25 protein-coding genes and 1 tRNA gene are annotated in these 24,026 nt (G+C 74.2%); 10 read left to right on the top strand and 16 right to left on the bottom strand.

The genetic code is table 11. The features are described 5' to 3' along the window. Nucleotides 1-19 precede the first annotated feature (19 nt). Nucleotides 20-649: a flavin reductase family protein gene (locus tag ACI6QG_RS06890; RefSeq protein ID WP_407023843.1), complete on the bottom strand. Its 630-nt coding sequence runs from the start codon at nucleotides 647-649 to the stop codon at nucleotides 20-22. 157 nt (nucleotides 650-806) lie between these two features. Between ACI6QG_RS06890 and ACI6QG_RS06895 the strand changes: the two genes are divergently transcribed. Further along, nucleotides 807-3,065: a methyl-accepting chemotaxis protein gene (locus ACI6QG_RS06895; RefSeq protein ID WP_407023844.1), complete on the top strand. Its 2,259-nt coding sequence runs from the start codon at nucleotides 807-809 to the stop codon at nucleotides 3,063-3,065. Here ACI6QG_RS06895 and ACI6QG_RS06900 read toward each other — a convergent pair. Continuing rightward, nucleotides 3,062-4,039: a 2-hydroxyacid dehydrogenase gene (locus tag ACI6QG_RS06900; RefSeq protein ID WP_407023845.1), complete on the bottom strand. Its 978-nt coding sequence runs from the start codon at nucleotides 4,037-4,039 to the stop codon at nucleotides 3,062-3,064. The two genes, ACI6QG_RS06895 and ACI6QG_RS06900, sit on opposite strands and share 4 nt — an antisense overlap. A gap of 111 nt (nucleotides 4,040-4,150) precedes the next feature. Here ACI6QG_RS06900 and ACI6QG_RS06905 point away from each other — a divergent pair, with 111 nt between their 5' ends. The 4 genes from ACI6QG_RS06905 to ACI6QG_RS06920 are packed head-to-tail and all read left to right on the top strand — an operon-like array spanning nucleotide 4,151 to nucleotide 8,968. Then, a complete protein-coding gene (locus tag ACI6QG_RS06905; protein WP_407023846.1) occupies nucleotides 4,151-4,939 on the top strand; it encodes an SDR family oxidoreductase in 789 nt (262 codons plus the stop codon). Then, complete coding sequence (locus ACI6QG_RS06910) at nucleotides 4,933-7,026, top strand: hydantoinase/oxoprolinase family protein (RefSeq protein WP_407023847.1); 2,094 nt, start codon at nucleotides 4,933-4,935, stop codon at nucleotides 7,024-7,026. The genes ACI6QG_RS06905 and ACI6QG_RS06910 overlap by 7 nt, the downstream gene beginning before the upstream one ends. Nucleotides 7,027-7,074: 48 nt before the next feature. Then, on the top strand, nucleotides 7,075-7,311 hold the full coding sequence (locus ACI6QG_RS06915; protein WP_407023848.1) for a hypothetical protein: 237 nt from the start codon (nucleotides 7,075-7,077) through the stop codon (nucleotides 7,309-7,311). Between the two features lie 7 nt (nucleotides 7,312-7,318). Continuing rightward, nucleotides 7,319-8,968 (top strand): hydantoinase B/oxoprolinase family protein, encoded by a 1,650-nt coding sequence (locus ACI6QG_RS06920; protein WP_407023849.1) that lies wholly within the window; start codon nucleotides 7,319-7,321, stop codon nucleotides 8,966-8,968. Between the two features lie 63 nt (nucleotides 8,969-9,031). Here the strand turns inward: ACI6QG_RS06920 and ureG are convergent, their stop codons facing one another. Genes ureG through ACI6QG_RS06955 form a run of 7 tightly spaced genes read right to left on the bottom strand, consistent with a single transcriptional unit; the run spans nucleotide 9,032 to nucleotide 14,050 of the window. Further along, a complete protein-coding gene (ureG, locus tag ACI6QG_RS06925) occupies nucleotides 9,032-9,667 on the bottom strand; it encodes an urease accessory protein UreG (protein ID WP_407023850.1) in 636 nt (211 codons plus the stop codon). Next, a complete protein-coding gene (locus ACI6QG_RS06930) occupies nucleotides 9,664-10,365 on the bottom strand; it encodes an urease accessory protein UreF (RefSeq protein WP_407023851.1) in 702 nt (233 codons plus the stop codon). Before ACI6QG_RS06930 ends, ureG begins: the two co-directional genes overlap by 4 nt. Continuing rightward, entirely contained in the window at nucleotides 10,337-10,879 is a 543-nt protein-coding gene (locus ACI6QG_RS06935; protein WP_407023852.1) for an urease accessory protein UreE, read from the bottom strand. The genes ACI6QG_RS06930 and ACI6QG_RS06935 overlap by 29 nt, the downstream gene beginning before the upstream one ends. After that, the gene (gene ureC / locus ACI6QG_RS06940; RefSeq protein ID WP_407023853.1) at nucleotides 10,879-12,588 is read right to left on the bottom strand and encodes an urease subunit alpha; all 1,710 of its coding nucleotides are present in this window, start codon (nucleotides 12,586-12,588) and stop codon (nucleotides 10,879-10,881) included. Before ureC ends, ACI6QG_RS06935 begins: the two co-directional genes overlap by 1 nt. Then, a complete protein-coding gene (locus ACI6QG_RS06945) occupies nucleotides 12,588-12,893 on the bottom strand; it encodes an urease subunit beta (RefSeq protein ID WP_407023854.1) in 306 nt (101 codons plus the stop codon). Before ACI6QG_RS06945 ends, ureC begins: the two co-directional genes overlap by 1 nt. After that, nucleotides 12,890-13,192 (bottom strand): urease subunit gamma, encoded by a 303-nt coding sequence (locus ACI6QG_RS06950; protein ID WP_407023855.1) that lies wholly within the window; start codon nucleotides 13,190-13,192, stop codon nucleotides 12,890-12,892. The genes ACI6QG_RS06945 and ACI6QG_RS06950 overlap by 4 nt, the downstream gene beginning before the upstream one ends. A gap of 24 nt (nucleotides 13,193-13,216) precedes the next feature. After that, the gene (locus tag ACI6QG_RS06955; protein WP_407023856.1) at nucleotides 13,217-14,050 is read right to left on the bottom strand and encodes an urease accessory protein UreD; all 834 of its coding nucleotides are present in this window, start codon (nucleotides 14,048-14,050) and stop codon (nucleotides 13,217-13,219) included. Nucleotides 14,051-14,245: 195 nt separating this feature from the next. Here ACI6QG_RS06955 and urtA point away from each other — a divergent pair, with 195 nt between their 5' ends. The 5 genes from urtA to urtE are packed head-to-tail and all read left to right on the top strand — an operon-like array spanning nucleotide 14,246 to nucleotide 19,488. After that, complete coding sequence (gene urtA / locus ACI6QG_RS06960; RefSeq protein WP_407023857.1) at nucleotides 14,246-15,484, top strand: urea ABC transporter substrate-binding protein; 1,239 nt, start codon at nucleotides 14,246-14,248, stop codon at nucleotides 15,482-15,484. An 11-nt stretch (nucleotides 15,485-15,495) separates the two neighbouring features. Next, nucleotides 15,496-17,010 (top strand): urea ABC transporter permease subunit UrtB, encoded by a 1,515-nt coding sequence (gene urtB / locus ACI6QG_RS06965; protein ID WP_407023858.1) that lies wholly within the window; start codon nucleotides 15,496-15,498, stop codon nucleotides 17,008-17,010. Then, nucleotides 17,007-18,044, top strand: a complete 1,038-nt coding sequence (gene urtC / locus ACI6QG_RS06970; protein ID WP_407023859.1) for an urea ABC transporter permease subunit UrtC — start codon at nucleotides 17,007-17,009, stop codon at nucleotides 18,042-18,044. The genes urtB and urtC overlap by 4 nt, the downstream gene beginning before the upstream one ends. Further along, nucleotides 18,041-18,790: an urea ABC transporter ATP-binding protein UrtD gene (urtD, locus tag ACI6QG_RS06975; protein WP_407023860.1), complete on the top strand. Its 750-nt coding sequence runs from the start codon at nucleotides 18,041-18,043 to the stop codon at nucleotides 18,788-18,790. The genes urtC and urtD overlap by 4 nt, the downstream gene beginning before the upstream one ends. A 5-nt stretch (nucleotides 18,791-18,795) precedes the next feature. Then, the gene (urtE, locus tag ACI6QG_RS06980) at nucleotides 18,796-19,488 is read left to right on the top strand and encodes an urea ABC transporter ATP-binding subunit UrtE (RefSeq protein WP_407023861.1); all 693 of its coding nucleotides are present in this window, start codon (nucleotides 18,796-18,798) and stop codon (nucleotides 19,486-19,488) included. Nucleotides 19,489-19,491: 3 nt separating this feature from the next. Here urtE and ACI6QG_RS06985 read toward each other — a convergent pair. From ACI6QG_RS06985 to ACI6QG_RS07015, 7 genes are all read right to left on the bottom strand, one after another. Then, a tRNA-Gln gene (locus ACI6QG_RS06985) sits at nucleotides 19,492-19,566 on the bottom strand. A gap of 17 nt (nucleotides 19,567-19,583) precedes the next feature. Then, nucleotides 19,584-20,444, bottom strand: a complete 861-nt coding sequence (locus ACI6QG_RS06990; RefSeq protein WP_407023862.1) for a 4-(cytidine 5'-diphospho)-2-C-methyl-D-erythritol kinase — start codon at nucleotides 20,442-20,444, stop codon at nucleotides 19,584-19,586. Further along, nucleotides 20,441-22,132 (bottom strand): tetratricopeptide repeat protein, encoded by a 1,692-nt coding sequence (locus tag ACI6QG_RS06995; protein ID WP_407023863.1) that lies wholly within the window; start codon nucleotides 22,130-22,132, stop codon nucleotides 20,441-20,443. Before ACI6QG_RS06995 ends, ACI6QG_RS06990 begins: the two co-directional genes overlap by 4 nt. 73 nt (nucleotides 22,133-22,205) lie before the next feature. Then, entirely contained in the window at nucleotides 22,206-22,832 is a 627-nt protein-coding gene (locus ACI6QG_RS07000; protein WP_407023864.1) for a class II aldolase/adducin family protein, read from the bottom strand. Further along, a complete protein-coding gene (locus ACI6QG_RS07005) occupies nucleotides 22,829-23,425 on the bottom strand; it encodes a glutathione S-transferase family protein (RefSeq protein WP_407023865.1) in 597 nt (198 codons plus the stop codon). Before ACI6QG_RS07005 ends, ACI6QG_RS07000 begins: the two co-directional genes overlap by 4 nt. Continuing rightward, nucleotides 23,422-23,619: a hypothetical protein gene (locus tag ACI6QG_RS07010; RefSeq protein ID WP_407023866.1), complete on the bottom strand. Its 198-nt coding sequence runs from the start codon at nucleotides 23,617-23,619 to the stop codon at nucleotides 23,422-23,424. The genes ACI6QG_RS07005 and ACI6QG_RS07010 overlap by 4 nt, the downstream gene beginning before the upstream one ends. Then, complete coding sequence (locus tag ACI6QG_RS07015; protein WP_407023867.1) at nucleotides 23,619-24,023, bottom strand: DoxX family protein; 405 nt, start codon at nucleotides 24,021-24,023, stop codon at nucleotides 23,619-23,621. The genes ACI6QG_RS07010 and ACI6QG_RS07015 overlap by 1 nt, the downstream gene beginning before the upstream one ends. Nucleotides 24,024-24,026 lie beyond the last annotated feature (3 nt).

Consider the following 24,026-nt stretch of genomic DNA (forward strand, 5'->3'; position numbering starts at 1 on the left):
CGCCTCGCGGTATAGGGCCTCAGGGGCGGCCCTTCCAGTCCTTCAGCGCGATGCGCGGCACCTCGGTGCGGGTGTCGTTCAGCATGTACCAGCCGCGGCCGTGCATGCGGCCCACCAGGTCCAGCTTCGGGGTGTCCACGTAGCGCTTCTCTACGTCCAGCATCGCGTCGTCGGCGATGTGCATGGCCAGCACCTTGCCCAGCACCACCGTGTGGTGGCCGACGGGGATGAGCTGGAAGGTCTCGCACTCCAGCGCCACCGGGCTCTCGGCGATGCGCGGGGGCTTCACCTTGTGGCTGGGCAGGGTGGACAGCCCGGCCTCCGCCAGCTCGTCCACCTCGGGCGGGAAGTCGATGGCGGTGACGTTCATCGCCTGCAGGTTGGCGCGCGAGACGAGGTTGACCACGAACTGGCCGGTGGCGCGGATGTTGGACAGCGTGTCCTTGCCGGCCCCGCCCGGGCGCGGCCCGACGCCGATGGCGACCACCACGGGGTCGTCCGTCAGGGCGTTGAAGAAGGAATAGGGCGCGGCGTTCAGCACGCCCTCGGCGTCCTGGCTGACCACCCAGGCCACCGGGCGCGGCACCACGGTGGAGACGACCAGCTTGTAGCGGTCGGCGACGGGCAGGGTCTCGAAATCGAACAGCATGCGCGGGCATCCCCCTTCGGTGGCAACCCCGGCGGCTATGCGCCAGGGGCCCGGACCTGTCGAGGGCTTCACCTGCCCTTAAGACCGGAAACGCAACATGCGGCGCCGAACACCCCTCGCTGGAGCCTGCAACATGCGATTCCTCCGAAATCTGTCAGTGGCGAAAAAGCTTGCGCTGAGCGCCGCACTGGCGATGACGCTCCTGGCCGGGCTGGTGGTGCTGGTGATGCAGCAGGGCCGCGTCGCCGCCGCCGCGCAGGAGGGGGAAAGGGCCGCGGTCGCCGCCCGCGCGCAGGCGCGCAGCGTCGCGATGCACGTGCTGGCGGCCAACAACGCCTGGCGCGGCCTGCTGATCGCGCAGGATGGCGAGGGCATCGCGCGGGAGGGGGCGGGCGTCGAGTCGGACCTCGCCGCGGCGCGGGAGGCGCAGCGGCGCGCGCTGGCCGCGGCCGCCCCGGCGATGCACCCCCTGCTGGAGGCGGTGGGCACCCAGCTCGCCGCGCTGCGCGAGACCTACGCCACCGGCCGGGACCTGCGGCTGGAGATGGTGCAGCGCCGCGACCGGGACTTCTTCCCCGCCTTCGCCCCCTTCGACCAGGCGCTGGAAGCGGCCTCGGCCAACCTGCAGTTCGCCATGAGCGGCGAGGCGCGCGACGAGGTGCGCGACATCCTCAACACCTTCACCGCCACGGTGAACGACACCCGGATGAGCGTGCAGCGCTACCTCACCTCCGGCGACCAGGCGGCCGCGGCGCGGGTGCGGCGGGCGGCGGCGCAGAGCCGCGTGCATGCGCGCCGGCTGGCTGCGGCGGCCAATCCCGGCGTGCAGCCCGACATGCGCCGGCTGGGCGAGGCGGCGGAGGAGATCTCCCGCGCCGCCGAGGCGCTGCTGACGCTGAACCAGCGCATCAACGAGCTGCGCACCGGCACGGTGACCGAGCAGCGCGAGCGCATCCTCCGGCTGGTGGAGGAGGCGACGGGCGCCCTGTCCGCCGCCGCCGAGGAACGCGCCGGGGAGGCGAGCGCGGCCATGGCGGCCTCCGTCAACTCGGTGTGGATGATCGGGCTGGTGGTGGCGGTGATCCTGCTCGCTTCCTCCTGGCTGACCTCGCGCGCCATCGGCGCGCCGCTGGGCCGCCTGGCCGCGGCGGTGCGCCGCATCGCGGCGGGCGAGACCGCGGAGCAGGTGGGCGACCGCGACCGCGCGGACGAGATCGGGCAGATCGCCGGGGCGCTGGAGGATCTGCGCGGCATCGTCGCCCAGGCCTTCGCCCAGGGCCAGATGATCGAGCAGATGACGGTGGGCGTGACCATGAGCCAGCCGCGCGACGAGTTCGTGCTGAGCTACGCCAACGCCAGCGCCCGCGCCCTGCTTGGCGAGGACGCGGCCGGCCGCGGCCTGGACGCGCTGCCGGCCGCCCTGGCGCCGCTGCGCGCCGTCCTGGCCGACCCTGCCCGCCTGCCGCACAAGACGCGCGTCACCCTGGGGGGCGAGGTGGTGGACATCCAGGCCAGCGCCATCCTGGACAAGCAGGGCGCCTATGTCGGCCCGATGCTGAGCTGGAACCTGGTGACCGCCCAGGCCCGGCTGGCCGACCAGTTCGAGAGCGAGGTGGGCGGCGTGATCGGCCGCGTCGCCGCCGCCGCCGAGCAGATGCAGGGCAGCGCGCGGGCGCTGTCGGGCGCCGCCGAGACCTCGGGCCGCGAGGCCGACGCGGTGGCCGAGGTGTCCGGCCGCGCCGGGGCGGACGTGCAGGCAGTGGCCGCCAGCGCGGAGCAACTGGCGGCGAGCGTGGCGGAGATCACCCGCCAGGTGGCCGAGGGCGCGGAGGTGGCGCGCGCCGCTGCCGCCGAGGCCCAGGCCACCGACGGCACCGTGCAGGGGCTCGCCCAGGCCGCGTCCAAGATCGGCGACGTGGTGCGCCTGATCAGCGACATCGCCGGGCAGACCAACCTGCTGGCGCTGAACGCCACCATCGAGGCGGCGCGGGCGGGCGAGGCCGGCAAGGGCTTCGCGGTGGTGGCAAGCGAGGTGAAGAACCTCGCCGCGCAGACCGCCAAGGCCACGGAGGAGATCGCCGGGCAGATCGGCGGCATCCAGGGCACCACGCAGGAGGCGGTGGCGGCGCTGCGCTCCATCTCCGGCACCATCGAGCGCATGAACGAGGTCACGGCCGCCATCGCCGCCGCGGTGGAGGAGCAGGGCGCCGCGACGCGGGAGATCGCCCGCGCCGCCTCCCTGGTCGCGGAGGGCACGGGCACCGTGGCCCGGCGCATCGAGGACGTGCGCTCCGCCTCGGCCGAGACCGGCCGGGCGGCGGGCGAGATGCTGGGCGCCTCTGAGGACCTGTCGGGCCAGGCCGCCCTGCTCCGCAGCCAGAGCGAGGGCTTCCTGCGGCAGGTGCGCGCTTCCTAGCGCACCTCGTGCGGGGCGGGGCTGCCCTTCAGCAGCACCGCCTCCAGGTTCTCCAGCGCGCGCATGCCCATGGCGTGGCGCGTCTCGATGGTGGCGCTGCCCAGGTGCGGCAGCAGCGCCACGTTGGGCAGGTCGAGGTAGCCGGGGAACACCTTGGGCTCGCCGTCGTACACGTCCAGCCCGGCGGCGCGGATGTGGCCCGAGGCCAGCGCCGCCGCCAGCGCCGCGTCGTCCACGCTGGGGCCGCGGCCGGTGTTCACCACCAGCGCGCCGGGCTTCATCTTCGCCAGCCGTTCGGCGTTCAGCCACTTGGCGGTGCCGGCGCCGCCGGGCACGTGCATGGACAGCACGTCGATGGCGGCCAGGAAGCCGTCGTCGCTGTCGTGGAAGGTGGCGCCCTGCTCCAGCTCGGCCGGCAGCTTCTGGATGTCGCGGTAGTGGATCTCCATGCGGAAGCCGCGCGCCATCGCCGCCAGCTCTCGCCCGATGCGCCCGAAGCCGAGGATGCCGAGCTTCTTGCCCTCCAGCGTCACGCCCATCAGCTGGGTCGGTGCCCAGCCCTCCCACTGGCCGGCGCGCACCATGCGCTCGCCCTCGCCGGCGCGGCGGGCGGCCATCAGCATCAGCGTCATCGCGCATTCGGCGGTGGCGAAGCTCAGCACCTCCGGCGTGTTGCTGACGGTGATGCCGCGCGCGCGGGCGGCGGCGACGGCCACGTGGTCGGTGCCGACGCTGAAGGTGGCGATGGCCTTCACCGTGTCCGGCAGCGCGGCCACCGTCGCCTCGCCCATCGGGTCGCCGGCGGCGCAGAGGATGCCCTGCGCGCCGCAATCCGCCGCGCGGCGGGCGATGGCGGCGCCGTCGCGGAACCACGGGTCGTCGGCGCTGTTCAGCCGGGCGTCGAACAGGCGCGCGGCCTCGGCCTCGATCGCCTCGGGCAGCTTGCGGGTGACGAGCAGGATGGGTTTGGCCATGCGGGGACGTTCCTTGTCGGTCGCGCCGGTATACCGCGGGATGCCGGGGTTGCCAGCATGGGCCGCCGGCGACAGGCTGCGCGCCGACACGACATCGCGGGAGTTGATTCCATGGATCTGGGTCTGAAGGGGCGCCGCGCCCTGGTGATGGGCGCCTCGAAGGGGCTGGGCCGCGCGGTGGCCGAGGCGCTGGCGCGGGAAGGCGCCGCCCTGGTCATCTCCGGCCGCGACCAGGCGAGCCTGGACGCCGCCTGCGAGGCCCTGCGCGGCCTGGGCGCCGCCAGCGCCGCCGGCATCGTCGCCGACGTGGCGGAGGGCGCGCAGATGGATGCGCTGGCGGCCGGTGCCGCCGCCGCCATGGGCGGCGTGGACATCCTGGTGCAGAACCATGGCGGCCCGCCGCCCGGCCCGGCGCTGGAGGTGACGGAGGAGGCGCTGGCGACCTGGTTCCAGCGCATCGTCCTTTCGCCGGTCCGGGTCGCCAACGCGGTGCTGCCGGGCATGCGCGAACGCGGGTGGGGGCGCATCATCAACGTCGGCTCCTCCGGCATGGTGCAGCCGCTGCCGAACATGGTGCTGAGCAACACGCTGCGCGCCGCGCTGATGGGCTGGATGAAGACGCTGAGCGCCGAGGTGGCCGGGCAGGGCGTGACCTGCAACATCGTCGCGCCCGGCGCCATCCGCACCGACCGCAGCCTGGAGACGGCGGGCGGCATGGCCAAGCGCACCGGCCGCACGGTGGAGGAGGTGATCGCCGAGCGCAGCAAGACCATCCCCGCCGGCCGCTACGGCACGCCGGACGAGTACGGCCCGCTGGTGGCCTTCCTGTGCTCGGACCACGCGGCCTACATCACCGGCTCCATCCTGCGCGCGGACGGGGGCATGGTCCGCGGATGGTAGCCGACGCCCGGCTGGCCGCGGACATCGGCGGCACCTTCACCGACGTGGCGCTGGAGGCGACGGTGGCCGAGGACCACCGCGCCCGCTGGACCGCCAAGGTGCTGACCACCCCGCACGCGCCCGAGCGGGGCGTGCTGGAGGGCGTGCGCGCGGTGCTGGCCAAGGCCGGCCTCTCGCCCGGCGAGGTGGCGCTGATGATCCACGGCACCACCCTGGCGACCAACGCGCTGATCGAGCGCAAGGGCGCGCGCACCGCGCTGGTGACCACCGAGGGCTTCCGCGACGTGCTGGCCCTGGGCAACGAGAGCCGCTACGACCAGTACGACCTCAACATCTCCCTGCCAGAACCGCTGGTGCCGCGGCGCTGGCGGCTGCCGGTGCCCGAGCGGCTGGACAACACGGGGAAGGTGCTGAAGCCGCTGGACGAGGCGGCGCTGCGCGCGCTGGTGCCGGTGCTGGAGCGCGAGGGGATCGAGGCGGTGGCGGTGGGCTTCCTGCACGCCTTCGTGAACCCGGTGCATGAGCGCCGCGCCGCCGCCATCCTGGCCGAGGCGCTGCCCGGCGTGCCGGTCAGCCTGTCCTCCGAGGTGAGCCCGGAGATGCGGGAGTGGGAGCGCTTTTCCACCACCGTCGCCAACGCCTACGTGCAGCCGCTGATGGCGAGCTACCTGGGCCGGCTGGAGGCCGGGCTGCGCGAGATGGGCATGGCCGCGCCGCTGTTCCTGATGCTGTCGGGCGGCGGGCTGACCACGGTGGCCACCGCCGCGCGCTTCCCCATCCGGCTGGTGGAGAGCGGGCCGGCGGGCGGCGCCATCTTCTCGGCCCATGTGGCGCGGCAGCGCGGGTGGGAGAAGGTGCTGAGCTTCGACATGGGCGGCACCACCGCCAAGGTCTGCCTGATCGACGGCTTCGCGCCCCAGGCCAGCCGGACCTTCGAGGTCGCGCGGGTCGGACGCTTCCGCAAGGGCTCCGGCCTGCCGCTGCGCATCCCGGTGATCGAGATGGTGGAGATCGGCGCCGGCGGCGGCTCGATCGCGCATCTGGATGGCATGGGGCGCATCCAGGTGGGGCCGGAATCGGCGGGGGCGGACCCGGGGCCGGCCTGCTACGGCCGCGGCGGCGTGCGCCCGGCGGTGACCGACGCCAACCTGCTGCTGGGCCGCTACGACCCCGAAAGCTTCGCCGGCGGCGCGCTGCGCCTCGACGTGCCGGCCGCCGAGGGCGCGATGGCGCGCGCGGTGGGAGAGGGGCTGGGGCTGGAGCCCGGCATGGCGGCGCTGGGCGTGGTGGAGGTGGTGGACGAGAACATGGCCAACGCCGCGCGCGTGCATGCCATCGAGAGCGCCAAGTCCTACGAGGGGCGCGCCATCATCGCCTTCGGCGGCGGCGGGCCGGTGCATGGCTGCCGCGTGGCGGAGAAGATCGGCGTCACGCGCATCCTGGTGCCCAGCGGCGCCGGGGTGGGCAGCGCCATCGGCTTCCTGCGCGCGCCGGTGGCCTACGAGGTGGTGAAGAGCCTCTACACCCGCTTCGCGCGCTTCGACCTGGCGGGGGTGAACGCCCTGCTGGCGGCGATGAGCGCCGAGGCCGCGGGGGTGGTGGCGCAGGGCAGCTTCGGCGCGCCGACGACGGAGCAGCGCATCGCCTACATGCGCTACGTCGGCCAGGGGCACGAGATCGCGGTGGCGCTGCCGGCGCGGCCGCTGGAGGAGGCGGATGTGCGGGACATCCGCGCCGCCTATGACCGCGAATACGCCCGCTTCTACGACCGCCCGGTGCCGGGCAGCGACGTGGAGGTGCTGAGCTTCGCCGTCACCGTCGCCACGGTGGTGGAGGCGGCCGAGCCCGCGGCCGAGCCGCACGACTCCCCGGCGCCGCCGCCGCTGCGCACCCAGCGCGTGCGCGACACCGCGACCGGGCAGGTGGCCGGCTGGGCGGTGTATGACCGCGCGGCGATGCCGCCGGGCTGCCGGGTGGCGGGGCCGTGCATCGTGGCGGAGGCGGAGACGAGCACGCTGGTCGGGCCGGGGTGGTCCTGCCGGGTGGATGGGCTGGGATACCTGGAACTCACGGCGGACTTGAAATGATCGAGGCGCCCGGCGCTATGCTCCCCTCGCATCCGGCAGGAGGCGGGCATGGGCGTGCTGTTCACCATCCGGCGCCGAAGCGAGCAGGGCGTGGCGGGCGGTTCGGAGCAAAGCTCCGTCGAGGTCAACTGGCTGATGGCGCTGGTGATCCCGGTCATCCTGCTGCTCGCGAAGGGCGTAGTGGACGCGGGCGTGGACTACGCCAAGCGGCTCAACACGATGGAAATCGAATGCCACAAGCACATGATCGCCAATCCTGGAGCCCCGCCGCCCGTCTGCCGGTGAGCGCGTGATGGAGGCCCTCGACCTCATCCAGCGCCAGATCCAGTGGAACCGCCTGATCGCGGTGGTGGAGGAGCAGGCGCAGACCATGATCCGCACCGCCTTCAGCACCACGGTGCGCGAGGCGGGCGACCTGTCGGCCGGCATCTTCGACCTGCAGGGGCGGATGCTGGCCCAGGCGGTCACCGGCACCCCGGGCCACGTGAACTCCATGATGGAGAGCGTGGGCCACTTCCTGGCCAAGTTCCCGGCGGAGACGATGCAGCCGGGCGACCACTACATCACCAACGACCCCTGGCTGGGCACCGGCCACCTGCATGACCTGACGGTGGTGACGCCCGCCTTCCACGACGGGCGCATGGTGGGGCTGTTCGCCAACACCGCGCACATCATCGACATCGGCGGGCTGGGCATGGGGCCGGAAGGGCGCAGCGTGTTCGAGGAGGGGCTCTACATCCCCATCGTCAAGTGCTTCGACCGCGGCGCGCCGAACGAGACCTTCTTCGACTTCATCCGCGCCGGTTCCCGCACCCCGGTCGAGCTGGAGGGCGACATCTACAGCCTGTGCGCCTGCAACGACGCCGGCGCCCGCCGCCTGACCGAGATGATGGCCGAGTACCGCATGGAGGGGCTGGACGCCCTGGCCGGCTTCATCTTCGACGCCTCGCTGAAGGCGACGGTGGCGGAGATTGCGCGGCTGCCGCCCGGCACCCACCGAGCCGAGATCCGCTCGGACGGCTACGAGGCGCCGGTGACGCTGCAGGCGGCGCTGACCATCGCGCCCGACCACATCGCGGTGGATTTCGCGGGCACCTCGGGCCTGTCCACGCGCGGCATCAACGTGCCGGCCGCGTATTGCCGCGCCTATTCGGCCTTCGGCATCAAGTGCGTGGTGGCGCCGGAGATCCCCAACAACTGGGCGTCGCTGGCGCCCTTCCGCTTCGCCATCCCCGAGGGCTGCATCCTCAACGCCCCGCGGCCCTATCCGGTCAGCGTGCGGCACGTGGTGGGGCAGCTGCTGCCCGACCTGATGATGGGCTGCCTGGCCGGCGCGGTGCCGGAACGCGTGAACGCCGAGGGCGCCTCCGCCCTGTGGAACCCGCCGCTGCGCGGCGGCGCCCAGGTGTCCGGGCAGGCGGCGGAGGTGGAGGATTTCGAGGTCATCACCTTCAACTCCGGCGGCACCGGGGCGCGGCCGGGCAAGGACGGGCTGGACGGCATCGCCTTCCCCTCGGGCGTGCGCACCATGCCGGTGGAGGCGACGGAGAACGTCGCGCCGGTGATCTTCTGGCGCAAGGAGCTGCGGCCGGATTCCGGCGGGGCGGGGCGCACCCGCGGCGGCTTCGGGCAGGTGATGGAGATCGGCGCCAAGAACGACGCCGAGTTCGCGGTGAACGCCATCTTCGACCGCGTGGCCCACGCGCCCCGCGGCCGCTTCGGCGGCGGCGACGGCGCGGCGGGGGTGGTGACGCTGGATGACGGCACGCCGCTGCGCACCAAGGGCTTCCAGGTGGTGCCCAGGGGCCGCCGCCTGCTGCTGAAGCTGCCCGGCGGCGGCGGCATGGGCCCGCCTGCCGAGCGCGACCCGGCGCTGGTGGAGCGCGACGTGGCGGACGGGCTGCTGAGCGCCGGCGCGGCGGCGCGCGACTACGGGGGCTAGCCCGCGGCGGGCCGCCGCTTCAGCACGGCGGGGGCGCGCTGCCGTGCGACGGCGCCGCGCTCGTCAGGGGGCGGCGCGGGCGATGCCGCCCTGCTCCAGCACGAAGCGCGCGATCTCGGCCACGCCCTCGTCCTTCTTGAGGTTGGTGAAGATGAACGGGCGCGCGCCGCGCATCTTCCGGGCGTCGCGGTCCATCACCCCGAGGTCGGCGCCCACCAGCGGCGCCAAGTCGGTCTTGTTGATGACCAGCAGGTCCGAGCGGGTGATGCCCGGGCCGCCCTTGCGGGGAATCTTGTCCCCGGCGCTGACGTCGATGACGTAGATGGTCAGGTCCGCCAGCTCGGGGCTGAAGGTGGCGGCCAGGTTGTCGCCGCCGCTCTCGATGAACAGCACCTCCAGCGCCGGGAAGCGCTCGTTCATCTCGGCCACGGCCGCGAGGTTGATGGAGGCGTCCTCGCGGATGGCGGTGTGCGGGCAGCCGCCGGTCTCCACGCCCATGATGCGCTCGGGCGGCAGGCAGCCGGCGCGGGTGAGGAACTCCGCGTCCTCGCGCGTGTAGATGTCGTTGGTGATGGCGGCGATGTCGTGCCCGCCGGCCAGACGGCGGCACAGGCGCTCCAGCAGCGCGGTCTTGCCGGAGCCGACGGGGCCGCCGACGCCGACGCGGAAGGGGCCGTTGCCGGCGGGGGATGCGCTCATGAGCGGAACAGCCTCGTGTACTGGGTTTCGTGGGCCATGCTGAGCCAGTCGAGCACGGGGGTGGCGGTGCCGGCTTCCTCGGCCGGGGTGGCCAGGGCGTGGGCGATGGCGGCCTGCACGTCGGGCAGGAGGGCGGCAGTGGCGAGCTGCCCGTCGGTCTGGCCCAGCGGCACCAGCCGCACGCCGGCGGACACCAGGTTGGCGACGAAGCCCGACAGGAAGGCGAACAGCGCCGCGCGCAGCGGCAGGCCATGGAAGCCGGCGGCGGCGCCGAAGGCGGCGGCGTGGGCCAGCCGGCCGCGGTGCCGCGCCGCGAAGGCCGCGAAGCCGGGATGCGGCCAGGCGGCGGCGGTGATGGCGGCGAAGGAGCCGCCCTGTTGCAGCGATTCCAGCGCCAGCTCCGCCGTGCCGCGGAACGCGCCGGCAAGTTCCGCCGCGGCGTCCAGCGCCGGGGCGTCGCCCGCCGCCGCGGCGCGGTGGCAGGCCGCCAGCAGCGGGCCGTCCACCGCCCCCGCGCCGGCCGAGAGCGCGGCCCGGACGTGGCGCACCAGCCCCTCCCGGCCCGTGCACAGCCCGTGCTCCACCGCAGCCTCGATGCCGTGGCTGTAGGAGAAGCCGCCGACCGGGTAGGCGGGGGAGGTCCAGGCGAGCAGCCGGGCCAGCGCCGCGTCAGCGAGGGTGGTGATGGCCGTGCCCATGCGCGTGGTCGTGGTCGTGCGGATGGTCGTGCCCGTGTGCATGGTGGTGGCCGTGCGGGTGGGCGGGCTGGCGGTTGTGCTCGCCATAGGCGCCGCCTTCGGGGTTGAACGGCGCCGTCACCTCCCGCAGCCCGGCGCCCAGGCCGCGCAGCATCTCCTCGATGACGTGGTCGCGGCGGATGAGGATGCGCGCGCCGTCCATCTCGGCCGGCAGGTGGCGGTTGCCCAGGTGCCAGGCGAGGCGCGGCAGGCCGATGGCCTCGCCCGCCGTCACCTCCAGCAGGGCCTCGGGCGCGGCGCGCACCGCCACGGCGCGGCCGTCCTCCAGCAGCAGGCCGTCGCCGTGGCGCAGCACCGCGGCCTCCGGCAGGTCCAGCAGGAAGTCCAGCCCGCCATCGGCGCGGTAGCGGCGGCGGCGGCGGAAGCGGTCGTCGAAGTCCAGCGTCACCGTGTCGGCCGGCGCGGCGGGGCAGGGGGAGGCCACCCGGGTGGCGCGGGGCAGGGCGTCGCTCATCAGAACAGGAAATACCTCTGGGCCATGGGGAGGGTGGCGGCGGGCTCGCAGGTCAGCAGGGCGCCGTCGGCGCGGACCTCGTAGGTCTCGGGGTCCACCTCGACCTGCGGCAGGGCGTCGTTCAGCACCATGTCGCGCTTGCCGATGGCGCGGGTGTTGCGCACCGCCAGCAGGGGGCGCGCCAGCCCCAGCCGGGCGGCCAGCCCGTCCTCCAGCGCGGCGGCGCTGGTGAAGGTGACGGCGCTGGCCAGCATCGCCTTGCCGAAGCCGCCGAACATCGGCCGGTAGTGCACGGGCTGCGGCGTGGGGATGGAGGCGTTGGGGTCGCCCATCGGGGCCATGGCGATGGTGCCGCACTTCAGCACCATCTCGGGCTTCACGCCGAAGAAGGCCGGGCTCCAGATGACGAGGTCGGCCAGCTTGCCGACGGCGACGCTGCCCACGTGCTGCGCCACTCCCTGCGCGATGGCAGGGTTGATGGTGTACTTGGCGACGTAGCGCCGCGCGCGCAGGTTGTCGTTGCCCGCGGCCTCGCCCGGCAGGGGGCCGCGCTGGAGCTTCATCTTGTGCGCGGTCTGCCAGGTGCGGATGATGACCTCGCCCACGCGGCCCATCGCCTGGCTGTCGGACGACATCATGGAGATGGCGCCCATGTCGTGCAGGATGTCCTCCGCCGCGATGGTCTCCTTGCGGATGCGGCTCTCGGCGAAGGCGATGTCCTCGGGGATGCGCGGGTCGAGGTGATGGCAGACCATGAGCATGTCCAGGTGCTCGTCGGCCGTGTTCACCGTGTAGGGCATGGTGGGGTTGGTGCTGCTGGGCAGCAGGTTGGGCAGCCCCACCACCCGCAGGATGTCCGGCGCGTGGCCGCCGCCCGCGCCCTCGGTGTGGAAGGCCTGGATGGCGCGGCCGCCGATGGCGCGGATGGTGTCCTCGACGAAGCCGCTCTCGTTCAGGGTGTCGGTGTGGATGGCCACCTGCACGTCGAAGGCGTCGGCCACGCGCAGGCAGGTGTCGATGGCCTTGGGCGTGGTGCCCCAGTCTTCGTGCAGCTTGAAGCCGCAGGCGCCGGCCAGGGCCTGCTCCTCCAGCGCGCCGGGCAGGGCGGCGTTGCCCTTGCCCAGGAAGCCCAGGTTCATCGGGAATGATTCGGCGGCCTGGAGCATGCGCGCCAGGTGGAAGGCGCCGGGCGTGGAGGTGGTGGCCAGCGTGCCGTGCGCCGGGCCGGTGCCGCCGCCGAACATGGTGGTGATGCCCGAGGCCAGCGCCTCCTCGATCTGCTGGGGGCAGATGAAGTGGATGTGCGGGTCGATGCCGCCGGCGGTGAGGATGCGCCCCTCGCAGGCGATGATCTCGGTGCCCGGGCCGATGACGATGTCCACGCCCGGCTGGGTGTCCGGGTTGCCGGCCTTGCCGATGGCGGCGATGCGCCCGTCGCGCAGCCCGACATCGGCCTTCCAGATCCCCGAGTGGTCGAGGATGAGGGCGTTGGTGATCACCGTGTCCATCGCGCCGTCGGCGCGTGTCGCCTGGGACTGGCCCATGCCGTCGCGGATGACCTTGCCGCCGCCGAACTTCACCTCCTCGCCATGGGTGGTGAGGTCGCGCTCCACCTCGATGATGAGGTCGGTGTCGGCCAGGCGCACGCGGTCGCCGGTGGTGGGGCCGTACATGCCGGCATAGGCGTGGCGGGACAGGCGGGCGGGCATCAGGCCGGGCCCTCCACCTCGCCGCGGAAGCCGTGCACCACGCGCGCGCCGCCGAACGGCACCAGGCGGACGGTGCGCGCCTGGCCCGGCTCGAAGCGGGTCGCGGTGCCGGCGGGGATGTCCAGGCGCTGGCCGCGCGCGGCGGCGCGGTCGAAGCGCAGGGCGGGGTTGGCCTCGGCGAAGTGGTAGTGGCTGCCCACCTGCACCGGGCGGTCGCCGGTGTTGGCCACCTCCAGCTCCGTCACCGGGCGGCCGGCGTTCAGCTCGATGTCGCCCGCCGCGGGGAAGACCTCGCCCGGGATCATCGGATGGGCCGGTGCACGGTGACGAGCTTGGTGCCGTCGGGGAAGGTGGCCTCGACCTGGATCTCGTGGATCATCTCCGGCACCCCTTCCATCACCTGCGCCCGCGCCAGCACCTCGCCGCCCGTGCGCATCAGCTCGGCCACGCTGCGGCCGTCGCGCGCGCCCTCCACCACGAAGTCCGAGATCAGCGCCACCGCCTCCGGGTGGTTCAGCTTCACGCCGCGCTCCAGGCGGCGGCGCGCCACCTGCGCGGCCATCGCCACCAGCAGCTTGTCCTTCTCGCGCGGGGTCAGGTGCATCGCAGCATGGTGGACCCATCGCGCTCAGTTCGTCCACAGCCGCGGCAGGCGCGCCGGCTGGTCCAGCAGGGCGTGGCGCGCCCAGGGCAGCAGGGCGGCGACGGCGGCGCGCACCGCCCCGGCCTCGCCCAGCAGGCGCGCCAGCAGCAGGCCGGGCGCGGGGCAGGTGGCGCCCGCGCGCACCGCGCCGGCGGGCAGGCGTTCGCGCAGCGCCGGCAGCAGCGCCGCGGCGTCCGGCGCGGCCAGCAGCAGGGTCGCCAGCGCGCCGGCCCGGCCGAAGCCCAGCGCCGCGTCCAGCGGCGCCGCGTCGTCCAGCCGCAGCGTGTCGGCCCAGGCCAGCGCGCCGCCGCGGCGCAGGCGCCAGGCGTCGCGCAGGCACAACGCGCCCAGCACCTCGCCATGCGCCGCCCGGCCCAGCACCAGCGTCTCCAGCGCCAGCAGGCGCGAATCGGCGGCCAGGGCGGCCTCGGTGCGGCGCTCCAGCCGCGCGCCGTCGAACAAGATGGCTTCCTGCGGGATCCACTCCAGCGCCGCGCCCGGCCCCATCTGGATGGCGTTGGCGACGCAGGTGGGCGGGCCGAGGGAGCGGTACACCTTCTCCGCCGCCGCGGTGGCCATCGTCAGCCGCGCGCCGGGGGCCAGCGCCAGCGACACCGTCACCTCGTCGCCCCCGGCCAGGCCGCCGCCGGTGTTGAGCAGGGCGGCGGTGGTCCACTCGTCGGGCTCGGCGTCGGGCAGCAGCAGGCGCAGCGGCGCCGATTGCGCGAGCGAGGACAGGCGGGCGCCGCCCGGGCCGGGCGCGAAGGAGGCGGCGACGCCGCCCCGGGCGCGCTGGTGCCGCAGGTGCGGAAAGCTCACGGCGGGCAGTGTGGCACAGGCGGCGGCGTCGCGCATGGGCACCCCTGCGGCCCGACCCGGATGCAGATGCCCAGGAATTCGGCAGATGCCCGCACGGCCGGCGTGAAATTTCTGGATTGCCGCTTGCGCAGGCGGGATGGCGGCGGCCCACTTCCACGGCGCGCCGCCGAACCGGCGCGGAGGAGAGGCAAAGCAATGACGATGACCGCCATCACGCGCCGGCAGGCGCTCCTCGGCATGGGCGCGTCCCTCGCCGCACCGCTGGCCGCGCCGGCCTTCGCGCAGGGCGCCCCCATCAAAGTCGGCGTGCTGCACTCGCTGTCCGGCACCATGGCCATCAGCGAGACCGCGCTGCGCGACACCGTGCAGATGATGGTGGAATGGCAGAACAGCCGCGGCGGCATCGGCGGCCGGCGGCTGGAGGCGGTGGTGGTGGACCCCGCCTCCAACTGGCCCCTGTTCGCCGAGAAGGCGCGCGAGCTGCTGCAGGTGCACCGCGTGGACGTCACCTTCGGCTGCTGGACCAGCGTGTCGCGCAAGTCCGTGCTGCCGGTGTTCGAGGAGCTGAACGGGCTGCTGTTCTATCCCGTGCAGTACGAGGGCGAGGAGGAGAGCCGCAACATCTTCTACACCGGCGCCGCGCCCAACCAGCAGGCCATCCCGGCCGTCGAGTACCTGATGGGCAAGGATGGCGGCGAGGCGACGCGCATCGCGCTTCTGGGCACCGACTACGTCTACCCGCGCACCACCAACCGCATCCTGCGCGGCTTCCTCAACTCCAAGGGCATCGGCAACGCCGACATCATGGAGGAGTACACCCCCTTCGGCCACAGCGACTGGCAGGGCATCGTGGCGCGGGTGAAGCGCTTCGCCGGCGAGGGCAAGCGCACCGCCATCGTCTCCACCATCAACGGCGACGCCAACGTGCCGTTCTACCGCGAGCTGGGCAACCAGGGCATCAAGGCCGAGGACATCCCCTGCGTCGCCTTCAGCGTCGGCGAGGAGGAGCTGGCGGGCATCGACGCCCGGCCGCTGGTCGGCCACCTGGCGGCGTGGAACTACTTCATGTCCGTGCAGTCGCCCGCCAACACCGAGTTCGTGACGATGTGGCGCAACTTCATCCGCAACCCGCGCCGCGTCACCAACGACCCGATGGAGGCGACGCTCATCGGCTTCAGGATGTGGGCGCAGGCGGTGGCGCAGGCCGGCACCACGGGCGTGGACGCGGTGCGCGCCGCGATGATCGGCCAGAAGGTCGCCGCGCCCTCGGGCTACGAGAGCGAGATGAAGGCCAACCACCACCTGACCAAGCCGGTGATGATCGGCGAGATCCAGGCGGACGGGCAGTTCAACATCGTCAGCAAGACGCCCACCGCCATCTCGGCGGAGAACTGGAGCCCGTTCATCCCGGAGAACGCGAACCGCCGGCGCTGAGGCCGAACGCGTTGCGCGTCCTGCTCGTGCTGCTCGCGCTCCTGCTCGGCCTGCCCGGGGCGGGGCGCGCGCAGGAGTTCGAGGCGCTGGCCGCCCAGCTCGGCGGCGGCTTCGCCCAGCAGGCGGAGGCGGCGGAGCGCCTCGGCCAGCTGGGCGACCCGCGTGCCATCCCCCTGCTGCGCGCCCTGGGCGACGCGCAGCTGCGGCGGGACGGCGCGGCGGTGCGCGTGGGCGGCGAGGGCGAGGTCATCCGCATCAACAACCGCGTGCGCGGCGCCATCCGCGTGGCGCTGGGCCGGCTGCAGCTCGTCTCGCCCGACCCGGCGGAGCGGCTGGCGGCGGCCGACGGCCTGCTGCGTGCCCGCTCGGCCGAGGACATCCCTGCGCTGGAGGCCGCGCTGGCGCGCGAGGCGCTGCCCCGCGTGCGCGAGCGCATGGAGCTGGCGCTGGGCGCGGCGCGGCTGGCCTCGCCGGCGGCGGAGGTGCAGCGCCTGGGCATCGCGGTGCTGGGGGCCTCGGCCTCGCCGCAGGCGCGCGCGCTGCTGCTGGGCGCCCAGCCGGCCGAGGCGGCGCTGCAGGCCGAGGTGGCCGCGGCGGTGGCCGCCATCGACCGCCGGCTGGCGCTGCGGCGTGCGGCCGAGACGGTGTTCCAGGGCCTCTCGCTGGGCTCGGTGCTGCTGCTGGCGGCGCTGGGGCTGGCCGTCACCTTCGGGGTGATGGGCGTGATCAACATGGCGCATGGCGAGTTCGTGATGCTGGGCGCCTACGCCACGGTGGTGGTGCAGGAGCTGTGCCGCGGCTCGCCGGCGCTGGAGCCCTGGGCGCTGCCGCTGGCGGTGCCCGCCGCCTTCGCCGTCACCGCCGCGCTGGGCGCGCTGATGGAGCGCGGGCTGATCCGCCACCTGTACGGACGCCCGCTGGAGACGCTGCTGCTGACCTTCGGCGCCGGCATGGTGCTGCAGCAGGCGGTGCGGCTGGGCTTCGGCGCGCAGAACCGCGAGGTCACCTCGCCGCCCTGGATGCAGGGCACGCTGGCGCTGCCCTTCGGCCTGGAGGTGACGCAGAACCGCGCCTGGATCATCGTCTTCGCGCTGCTGGTGCTGGGCGCGACCTTCGCCGCCATCCGCCTCACCCGCTTCGGGCTGGAGATGCGCGCGGTGGTGCAGAACCGCCGCACCGCCGCCGCCATGGGCATCCGCACCGGGCGGGTGGACGCGCTGACCTTCGCCTTCGGCTCGGGCATCGCCGGGCTGGCGGGGGTGGCGCTGAGCCAGATCGACAACGTCTCGCCCAACCTGGGCACCGGCTACATCATCGACAGCTTCATGGTGGTGGTGTTCGGCGGCGTGGGCTCCTTGCTGGGCACGTTGATAGGCGCCTTCACCCTGGGGCTGGTGAACAAGCTGCTGGAGCCCTGGGCGGGGGCGGTGCTGGCCAAGGTGCTGGTGCTGGTGGCCATCATGCTGTTCATCCAGCGCCGGCCCAAGGGGCTGTTCGCGCTGCGCGGGCGGGCGGCCGACCAGTGAGGCGGGGCATCCTCTGGGCCGGCTTCGGCCTGCTGGCCGCGCTGCCGCTGCTGAACCTGCTGCCGCCCTCCAGCCCGCTGCACGCGCCGGACTTCCTGGTGAGCGTGGCCGGCAAGTGGCTGTGCTACGCCATCCTCGCCCTCGCCATCGACCTCGCCTGGGGCTACGCGGGCATCCTGTCGCTGGGCCATGGCGCGTCCTTCGCGCTGGGCGGCTACGCGATGGGCATGCACCTGATGCGGCTGATCGGCCCGCGCGGCGTGTACGGGCACCCCGCGCTGCCGGACTTCATGGTGTTCCTGGGCTACCAGGAGCTGCCGTGGTTCTGGTGGGGCTTCCAGTGGTTCCCCTTCGCGGCGCTGATGGCGCTGCTGGTGCCGGGACTTCTGGCCTTCGTGGTCGGCTGGCTGGCGTTCCGCTCGCGCATCACCGGCGTGTACCTGTCCATCATCACCCAGGCGATGACCTACGCGCTGATGCTGGCCTTCTTCCGCAACGACATGGGCTTTGGCGGCAACAACGGCTTCACCGACTTCAAGGAACTGCTGGGCATGCCGCTGAACACCCAGGGGGCGCGCTCCGTGCTCTACCTCGCCGCGCTCGTCGCGCTGGCGGCGACCTTCGCCCTGTGCGCGGCGATGACGCGCACCAAGCTCGGCCGCGTGCTGACCGCCATCCGCGACGCCGAGAGCCGGGTGCGCTTCCTGGGCTACGACACGCTGCGGCACAAGCTGCTGGTGTTCGTGCTCTCGGCGATGATCGCCGGGATGGCGGGCGCGCTCTACGTGCCCATCGTGGGCATCATCAATCCCGGCGAGTTCAGCCCGGCCAACAGCATCGAGGCGGTGGTCTGGGTGGCCTTCGGCGGGCGCGGCACGCTGGTGGGCGCGATGCTGGGCGCCTTCTCCGTCAACGCGTTGAAGACCTGGCTGACCTCGGTGGCGCCGGAACTGTGGCTCATCGTGCTCGGCGCGCTGTTCGTCGCGGTGCCGCTGCTGCTGCCGCGCGGCCTGGCCGGGATGCTGCGGCGATGAGCGCGCGCCCGGCCGGGGAGGGGCTCTACCTCGACGGCGTGTCGGTGGTGTTCGACGGCTTCCGCGCGCTGAACGAGCTGTCGCTGGTGGTGGAGCCGGGCGAGCTGCGCGCGGTCATCGGCCCGAATGGGGCGGGCAAGACCACCATGATGGACGTCATCACCGGCAAGACCCGGCCGGCGGGCGGCGTGGTGCGCTTCGACGGCCGCGACCTGACGCGCATGGACGAGAGCGCCATCGCCACGCTGGGCATCGGGCGCAAGTTCCAGAAGCCCACCGTGTTCGACGCTCTGACGGTGTTCGAGAACCTGGAGCTGGCGCTCAAGGCTCCGCGCGGCCCGCTGGCCTGCCTGCGCTGGCGCCTGGGCGGTGCGGCGCGCACCGAGATCGAGGCGGTGATGGTGCGGGTGGGCCTGGCCGCCCGCGCGGCCGACCCGGCGGGGCTGCTGTCGCACGGGCAGCGGCAATGGTTGGAGATCGGCATGCTGCTGGTGCAGGACCCCCGCCTGCTGCTGGTGGACGAGCCGGTGGCCGGCATGACCGACCACGAGACGGCGCAGACCGCCGAGCTGCTGGCCGGCATCGCCGGCAGCCGCTCCGTGGTGGTGGTGGAACACGACCTCGACTTCGTGCGCGCCCTGGGCTGCCGCGTGACCGTCCTCCATGAGGGCGCCATGCTGAGCGAAGGCAGCATCGACCACGTGCAGGACGACCCCCGCGTGGTCGAGGTCTACCTGGGGCGCTGACGGCGATGCTGGAGGTGCGCGACCTGACCCTCTCCTACGGCGCCTCGCTCTGCCTGCGCGGCGTCTCGCTCGCGGTGGCGCCGGGCGAGGTGCACGCGGTGCTGGGGCGCAACGGCGTCGGCAAGTCCTCCCTGCTGCGCGCGGTGATGGGGCTGGAGCGCGTCGGCGGCGGCGCGGTGGCCTGGGACGGGCGCGACATGACGCGGCTGGCCCCGGCGGAGCGCGCGCGCGGCGGCTTCGGCTACGTGCCGCAGGGGCGCGAGATCTTTCCCTTCCTGTCGGTGCAGGAGAACCTGGAGACGGCGCTGGCCGCCGCGCCCCGCGGCGCGCGGGTGCCGGCGGAGGTGTTCGACCTGTTCCCCGTGCTGCGGCAGTTCCTGCGGCGCCGCGGCGGCGACCTTTCGGGCGGGCAGCAGCAGCAGCTGGCCATCGCGCGCGCGTTGTCCGGGCGGCCGCGCCTGCTCATCCTCGACGAGCCGACGGAGGGCATCCAGCCCAGCGTCATCAAGGACATCGGCCGCGTCATCCGCCACCTTGCGCGCGACCAGGGAATGGCGGTGCTGCTGGTGGAGCAATACTTCGACTGGGCGCGCGACCTGTCCGACCGCATCAGCGTGATGGTGCGCGGCGAGGTGGCGCTGTCCGGCGAGACGGCGTCGCTGGACACCGAGGCGGTGCGCCGGCTGCTGACGGTGTGAGGCTGGTTGGGGCGCCAGGATTCGAACCTGGGAATGGCGGTACCAAAAACCGCTGCCTTACCGCTTGGCGACGCCCCAGCCGCGCGCGTTCTTAGTCAGCCTGCCGTGGCTTCGTAAAGGGGGCCGGCGGCGGTCCACCAGGCATCCGGCAGCGCCGCCGCCGCCGCCTTCGCCGCCGCCGCCGTCGCGAACAGGCCGAAGCAGGTGGCGCCGGAGCCGCTCATCCGCGCCAGCAGGCAGCCCGGCTGGGCCGCGATGGCGGAGATGACGTCCGCCACCACCGGGCGCAGCGCGATGGCCGGCGCCTCCAGGTCGTTGCGCAGCGCCGCCAGCGCGGCGGCCATCGCCGCGGCATCGGGCCAGGAATCCGGCAGCACGGCCTCGGGGGAGAAGGGGCCGGTGCGGGCGCGGAACACCTCGGGCGTGGGCAGGGCGACGCCGGGGTTGGCCAGCAGCAGCGCGCAGGGCGGCAGGCGCGGGGCGGGCCGCACCACCTCGCCCACCCCCTGCATCCGGGCCGGGCGCGCGGCGAGGCAGACCGGGATGTCCGCCCCCAGCCGCAGCGCCAGCGCGTGCAGCGCCGCCGGCGGCGTCGCCAGGCCCCAGGCGCGGTCCAGCAGGCGCAGCGCCGCCGCGGCGTCGGCCGAGCCGCCGCCGATGCCCGAGGCCACCGGCAGGCGCTTCACCAGCGTCAGCGCCGCGCGCGCCGGCACCCCGGCATGGGCGGCCAGGGCGCGGGCGGCGCGCAGCACCAGGTTGTCGGGCTCCGGCGCCAGGGCGGCGGCGAAGGGGCCTTCCACCGTCAGCGTCAGGCCGCCGCCCGGGGCGCCGCGCAGCTCGTCCGCCGCCGGGCCGAAGGCGACCAGGCTGTCCAGCAGGTGATAGCCATCGTCCCGCCGGCCGGTGACGTGCAGGAACAGATTGACCTTGGCGGGCGCGGCCTCGCGCAGGCTCATCGGCGGGCGGGCAGGGCGGCGGGGTCGCCGCGCAGCTTGGCGTCCAGCCGGGCGGTCTCCGCCTCGTCGGGCTCCATGCCGAGGGCGCGGCGCCACTGGAAGCGCGCCTCCGCCTCGCGCCCCGCGGCCCAGTAGGCGTCGCCCAGGTGGTCGTTGACGGTGCTGTTGCGGGGTTCGAGTTCCACCGCCTTCTCCAGCCATTCCAGCGCGCCGGGCAGGTCGCCCAGGCGGAACAGCGCCCAGCCCAGCGAATCGGCGATGTTGCCGTCCTGCGGGCGCAGCTCCACCGCGCGCTCCAGCATGGCGCGGGCGCGGGCAAGGTTGAGCCCCATGTCGGCCCAGGTGTAGCCGAGGTAGTTGAGGACGTAGGGCTGCTCCGGCGCCAGCTCCAGCGCGCGCAGCAGGTCGGCCTCGGCGCCCGGCCAGTTGCCCGAGCGCTCGCGCGCGATGCCGCGGGCGTAGAACAGCGGCCAGTCCTGCGCGCGCGGCGTGCCGAGCCGGGCGATGGCGGCGTCGTAGGCCTCGGCCGCCTCGGCGAAGCGCTCGCGGCGGCGCAGGATGTCGCCCAGGCGCATGCGCGGCTGCGGCAGGTCGGGCTGGGCGGCGATCAGCTCGCGCAGCAGCGCCTCGGCCTCGGGCAGGCGGTCCAACCGGTCCAGCAGGCCGGCGCGGCGCAGGGTGGCGGCGCCGTGCAGCGGGTCGGCCGGGGCGATGGCCTTCAGCGCGTCCAGCGCGGGCGGGAAGCGCTCGGCCTCGATCATCTGGTCGGCCAGCAGCAGCAGGGCAGGGCCGAAGCCGGGGCGCACCCGCAGCGCCAGCCGCGCCAGGACGGCCGACAGCTCCTCCAGCCCCTGGCCGCGCAGGGCGGCGGCCAGCGCGACATAGGCCTCGGCGATGCCTTCCGCCGCGTTGGCGATGCCGCGCGCCGCCAGCACCTGGGAGCGCACGGGCTCCTGCGCCGCCAGCGCCAGCTCGTCATGCGAGGCGGCGATCTGGTCCAGCAGGCGCTGCGCCTCGGCCGGGCGGCCGGCGCGGTGCAGGATGGAGGCCGCGAGCAGCGCCAGCCGCAGCGTCGGCTCCGGCTGGTCGGACAGGGCGATGCGGACGTAGCGCTCGGCGTCGCGCGGCCGGTTGGCGAGGTCGGCGATCAGGGCGGCGTGCAGGGCGTTCAGCGCCCGGAAGCGCCCGGCCTCGGCATGCGGGCGCAGGTGGGCCAGCGCCTCGGCATGGGCGCCGCGCCCGGCCATGCTCCAGGCCACCAGCGAGGGCTGCAACGCCTGGATGACGCCCTGGCGGCCCAGGGCGCGGGCGCGCGCCTCGGCGCGGTCGAAGCGGCCCTGCGCGACCTCGCCGCCGAACAGCAGCAGGTCGGCCACCAGGTTGCCGGGCAGGCGGCGGGCCAGGCGCAGCGCCTCGGGCCGGCCATCCATGATGGCGGCGAGGAAGGCGCGCTGGAGCAGCTCGGGCTGCTCCGGCTCGGCGCGCAGGGCGGACAGCAGGGCGTCGGCCGCGGCGGGGTTGTCCATCTCGTCCATGGCGAAGCGCCCGGACAGGAAGGTGCCGAAGACGTTGGCGGGGTTGCCCGCCGCGGGGCGGGGCAGGGGCGCGCCGTCCTGCGCCGCCGCCGGCAGGGCGAGGAGGAGGGTCGCCGCCAGGACGCCCAGGCGGCGGGAGCGGCATCCGGCCATGCGCGGAGAGATAGCAGCGACATGCTGCATCGCACAGGGCCGCCGTTGCCGTTCTGCCACGCGGTGTGGCTTTTCAGCCGCGTCCGTATCCGGCGAATTGCGCCTGCGCCGCAGCCAGTTCCGCCGCGGTCAGCAAGGCGGGCTCCAGCCCGGCGGCCAGCAGGTCGAGGTACTGGCCGGCCAGGTTCTCCACCTCGCGCGCCAGCGCCTCGGCGGCGGGCAGGCTGGCGCCGATGGCCAGGGCGCCGTGATTGGCCAGCAGGCAGGCGCGGCGGCCTTCCAGCGCCGCCACCGCCTGCGCGGCCAGTTCGGCGGTGCCGAAGGTGGCGTGCGTGGCGCAGGGGATGTCCGCGCCGCCGCCCAGCAGCACCATGTAGTGGAAGGGCGGGATGGCGCGCCGCGCGCAGGACAGCGCGGTGGCGCGGGGCGAATGGGTGTGCACCACCGCCTGCGCCTCCGGCCGCGCGGCGTAGACCGCGGCGTGCAGCCGCCATTCGGAGGAAGGGCGGTGGCGGCCTTCCAGAACGGTGCCGTCGGGGGCGCATTCCACCAGGTCCTCCTCCGCCTGGGTGGCGTAGGGCAGGGCGGCGGGGGTGACGAGGAAGCCGCGCCCCGTGCGCACCGACAGGTTGCCGGATTTCGACGGCATGAAGCCCAGCGCGTCCATCCGCCGGGCCGCCTGCAGCAGCGCCGCCCTCACTCGCGCAGGGCGCGGGCGGCGCGGGCGGCGGGGCGTTCCAGGCAGCGGTCCAGCCACGCCTTCGCGCGCGGGTGTGCCGAGAGGTCGAAGCCGTGGCGCCAGGCGGCATAGAGCACGCCGGCCAGGTTGCAGTCGGCGATGGTGAACTCCTCGCCCAGCAGGAAGGGGCGGCCGGGCAGGGCTCCTTCCAGCACGTCCAGCCGCGGCAGCAGCTGCGCGCGGGCCTTGGCGGCGGCGGCGGCGTCGCGCTCCGCCTCGGGGCGGGCATAGGTGTTGAAGCCCCAGGCCAGCACGTGCGGCTCGGCCTCCGTCGCCGCCCACAGCGTCCATTGCAAGGCGCGGGAGGCGTCGTCGCCCGCCGGCCACAGCGGCGCGCCGGCCTTGCGGGCGATGTGCAGGTTGATGGCCAGGGATTCGAACAGCACCAGGCTGCCATCCTCCATGGCGGGAATCTTGCCGGCGGGGTTCAGCCGCAGGAATTCCGGCGAGCGCGAGGCGCCGTGGTCCAGGTGCTCGAAGGGAAGGCCGGATTCGCCGGCGGCCCAGAGGCAGCGGAAGGCGCGCGAGCGCGCGGTGCCGTGGATGCGGATCATGCGGCGTCCTCCCGCCCGGCCACCGCCCGGGCATGGGCGATGGCGGAGCGGTGGAAGCGCATCAGCAGCAGGGCCCAGGCGACCAGCAGCAGCAGCGCCCAGCCGAAGCCGTGGTGGCGCAGCGCCAGCGCCGCGCACACCACCCAGCCCAGGGAAAGCACCACGCCCTGGCGCATCAGGGCCAGCAGCGGCATCAGGCCCGCGCCCGCGCCCGCGCCGCGTCCACCGAGTACGGGCCCGGCCCGGCGGCCGAGAGGTACAGGAAGACGAAGCAGTACAGGATGGCGAGGTTGCCGCCGTTCAGCACCGGCAGGAACATGTTGCCCCGCGGCGCATGGCCCATGAAGTAGGCGAAGGCCATCAGCCCGGCCAGCACGAAGGCCACCGGGCGCGTGAACAGGCCGATGGCCAGCAGGGCGCCGCCCACCAACTCCAGCATGCCGGCGAACCAGTACAGGGTGAAGGCGTCCGGCAGCGGGCGCGGGTTGGCCGGCCAGCCGAGGATCTTCTGCATCCCGTGCTGCATCAGCAGCAGCGCCGCCATGATGCGCAGCACGGAAAGCAGCGCCGGCGTGGCGCGGGTGGCGAGGTCGTTCATCGG

It is taken from the genome of Sabulicella flocculans, assembly GCF_045449635.1.
Lineage (GTDB): Bacteria > Pseudomonadota > Alphaproteobacteria > Acetobacterales > Acetobacteraceae > Roseococcus.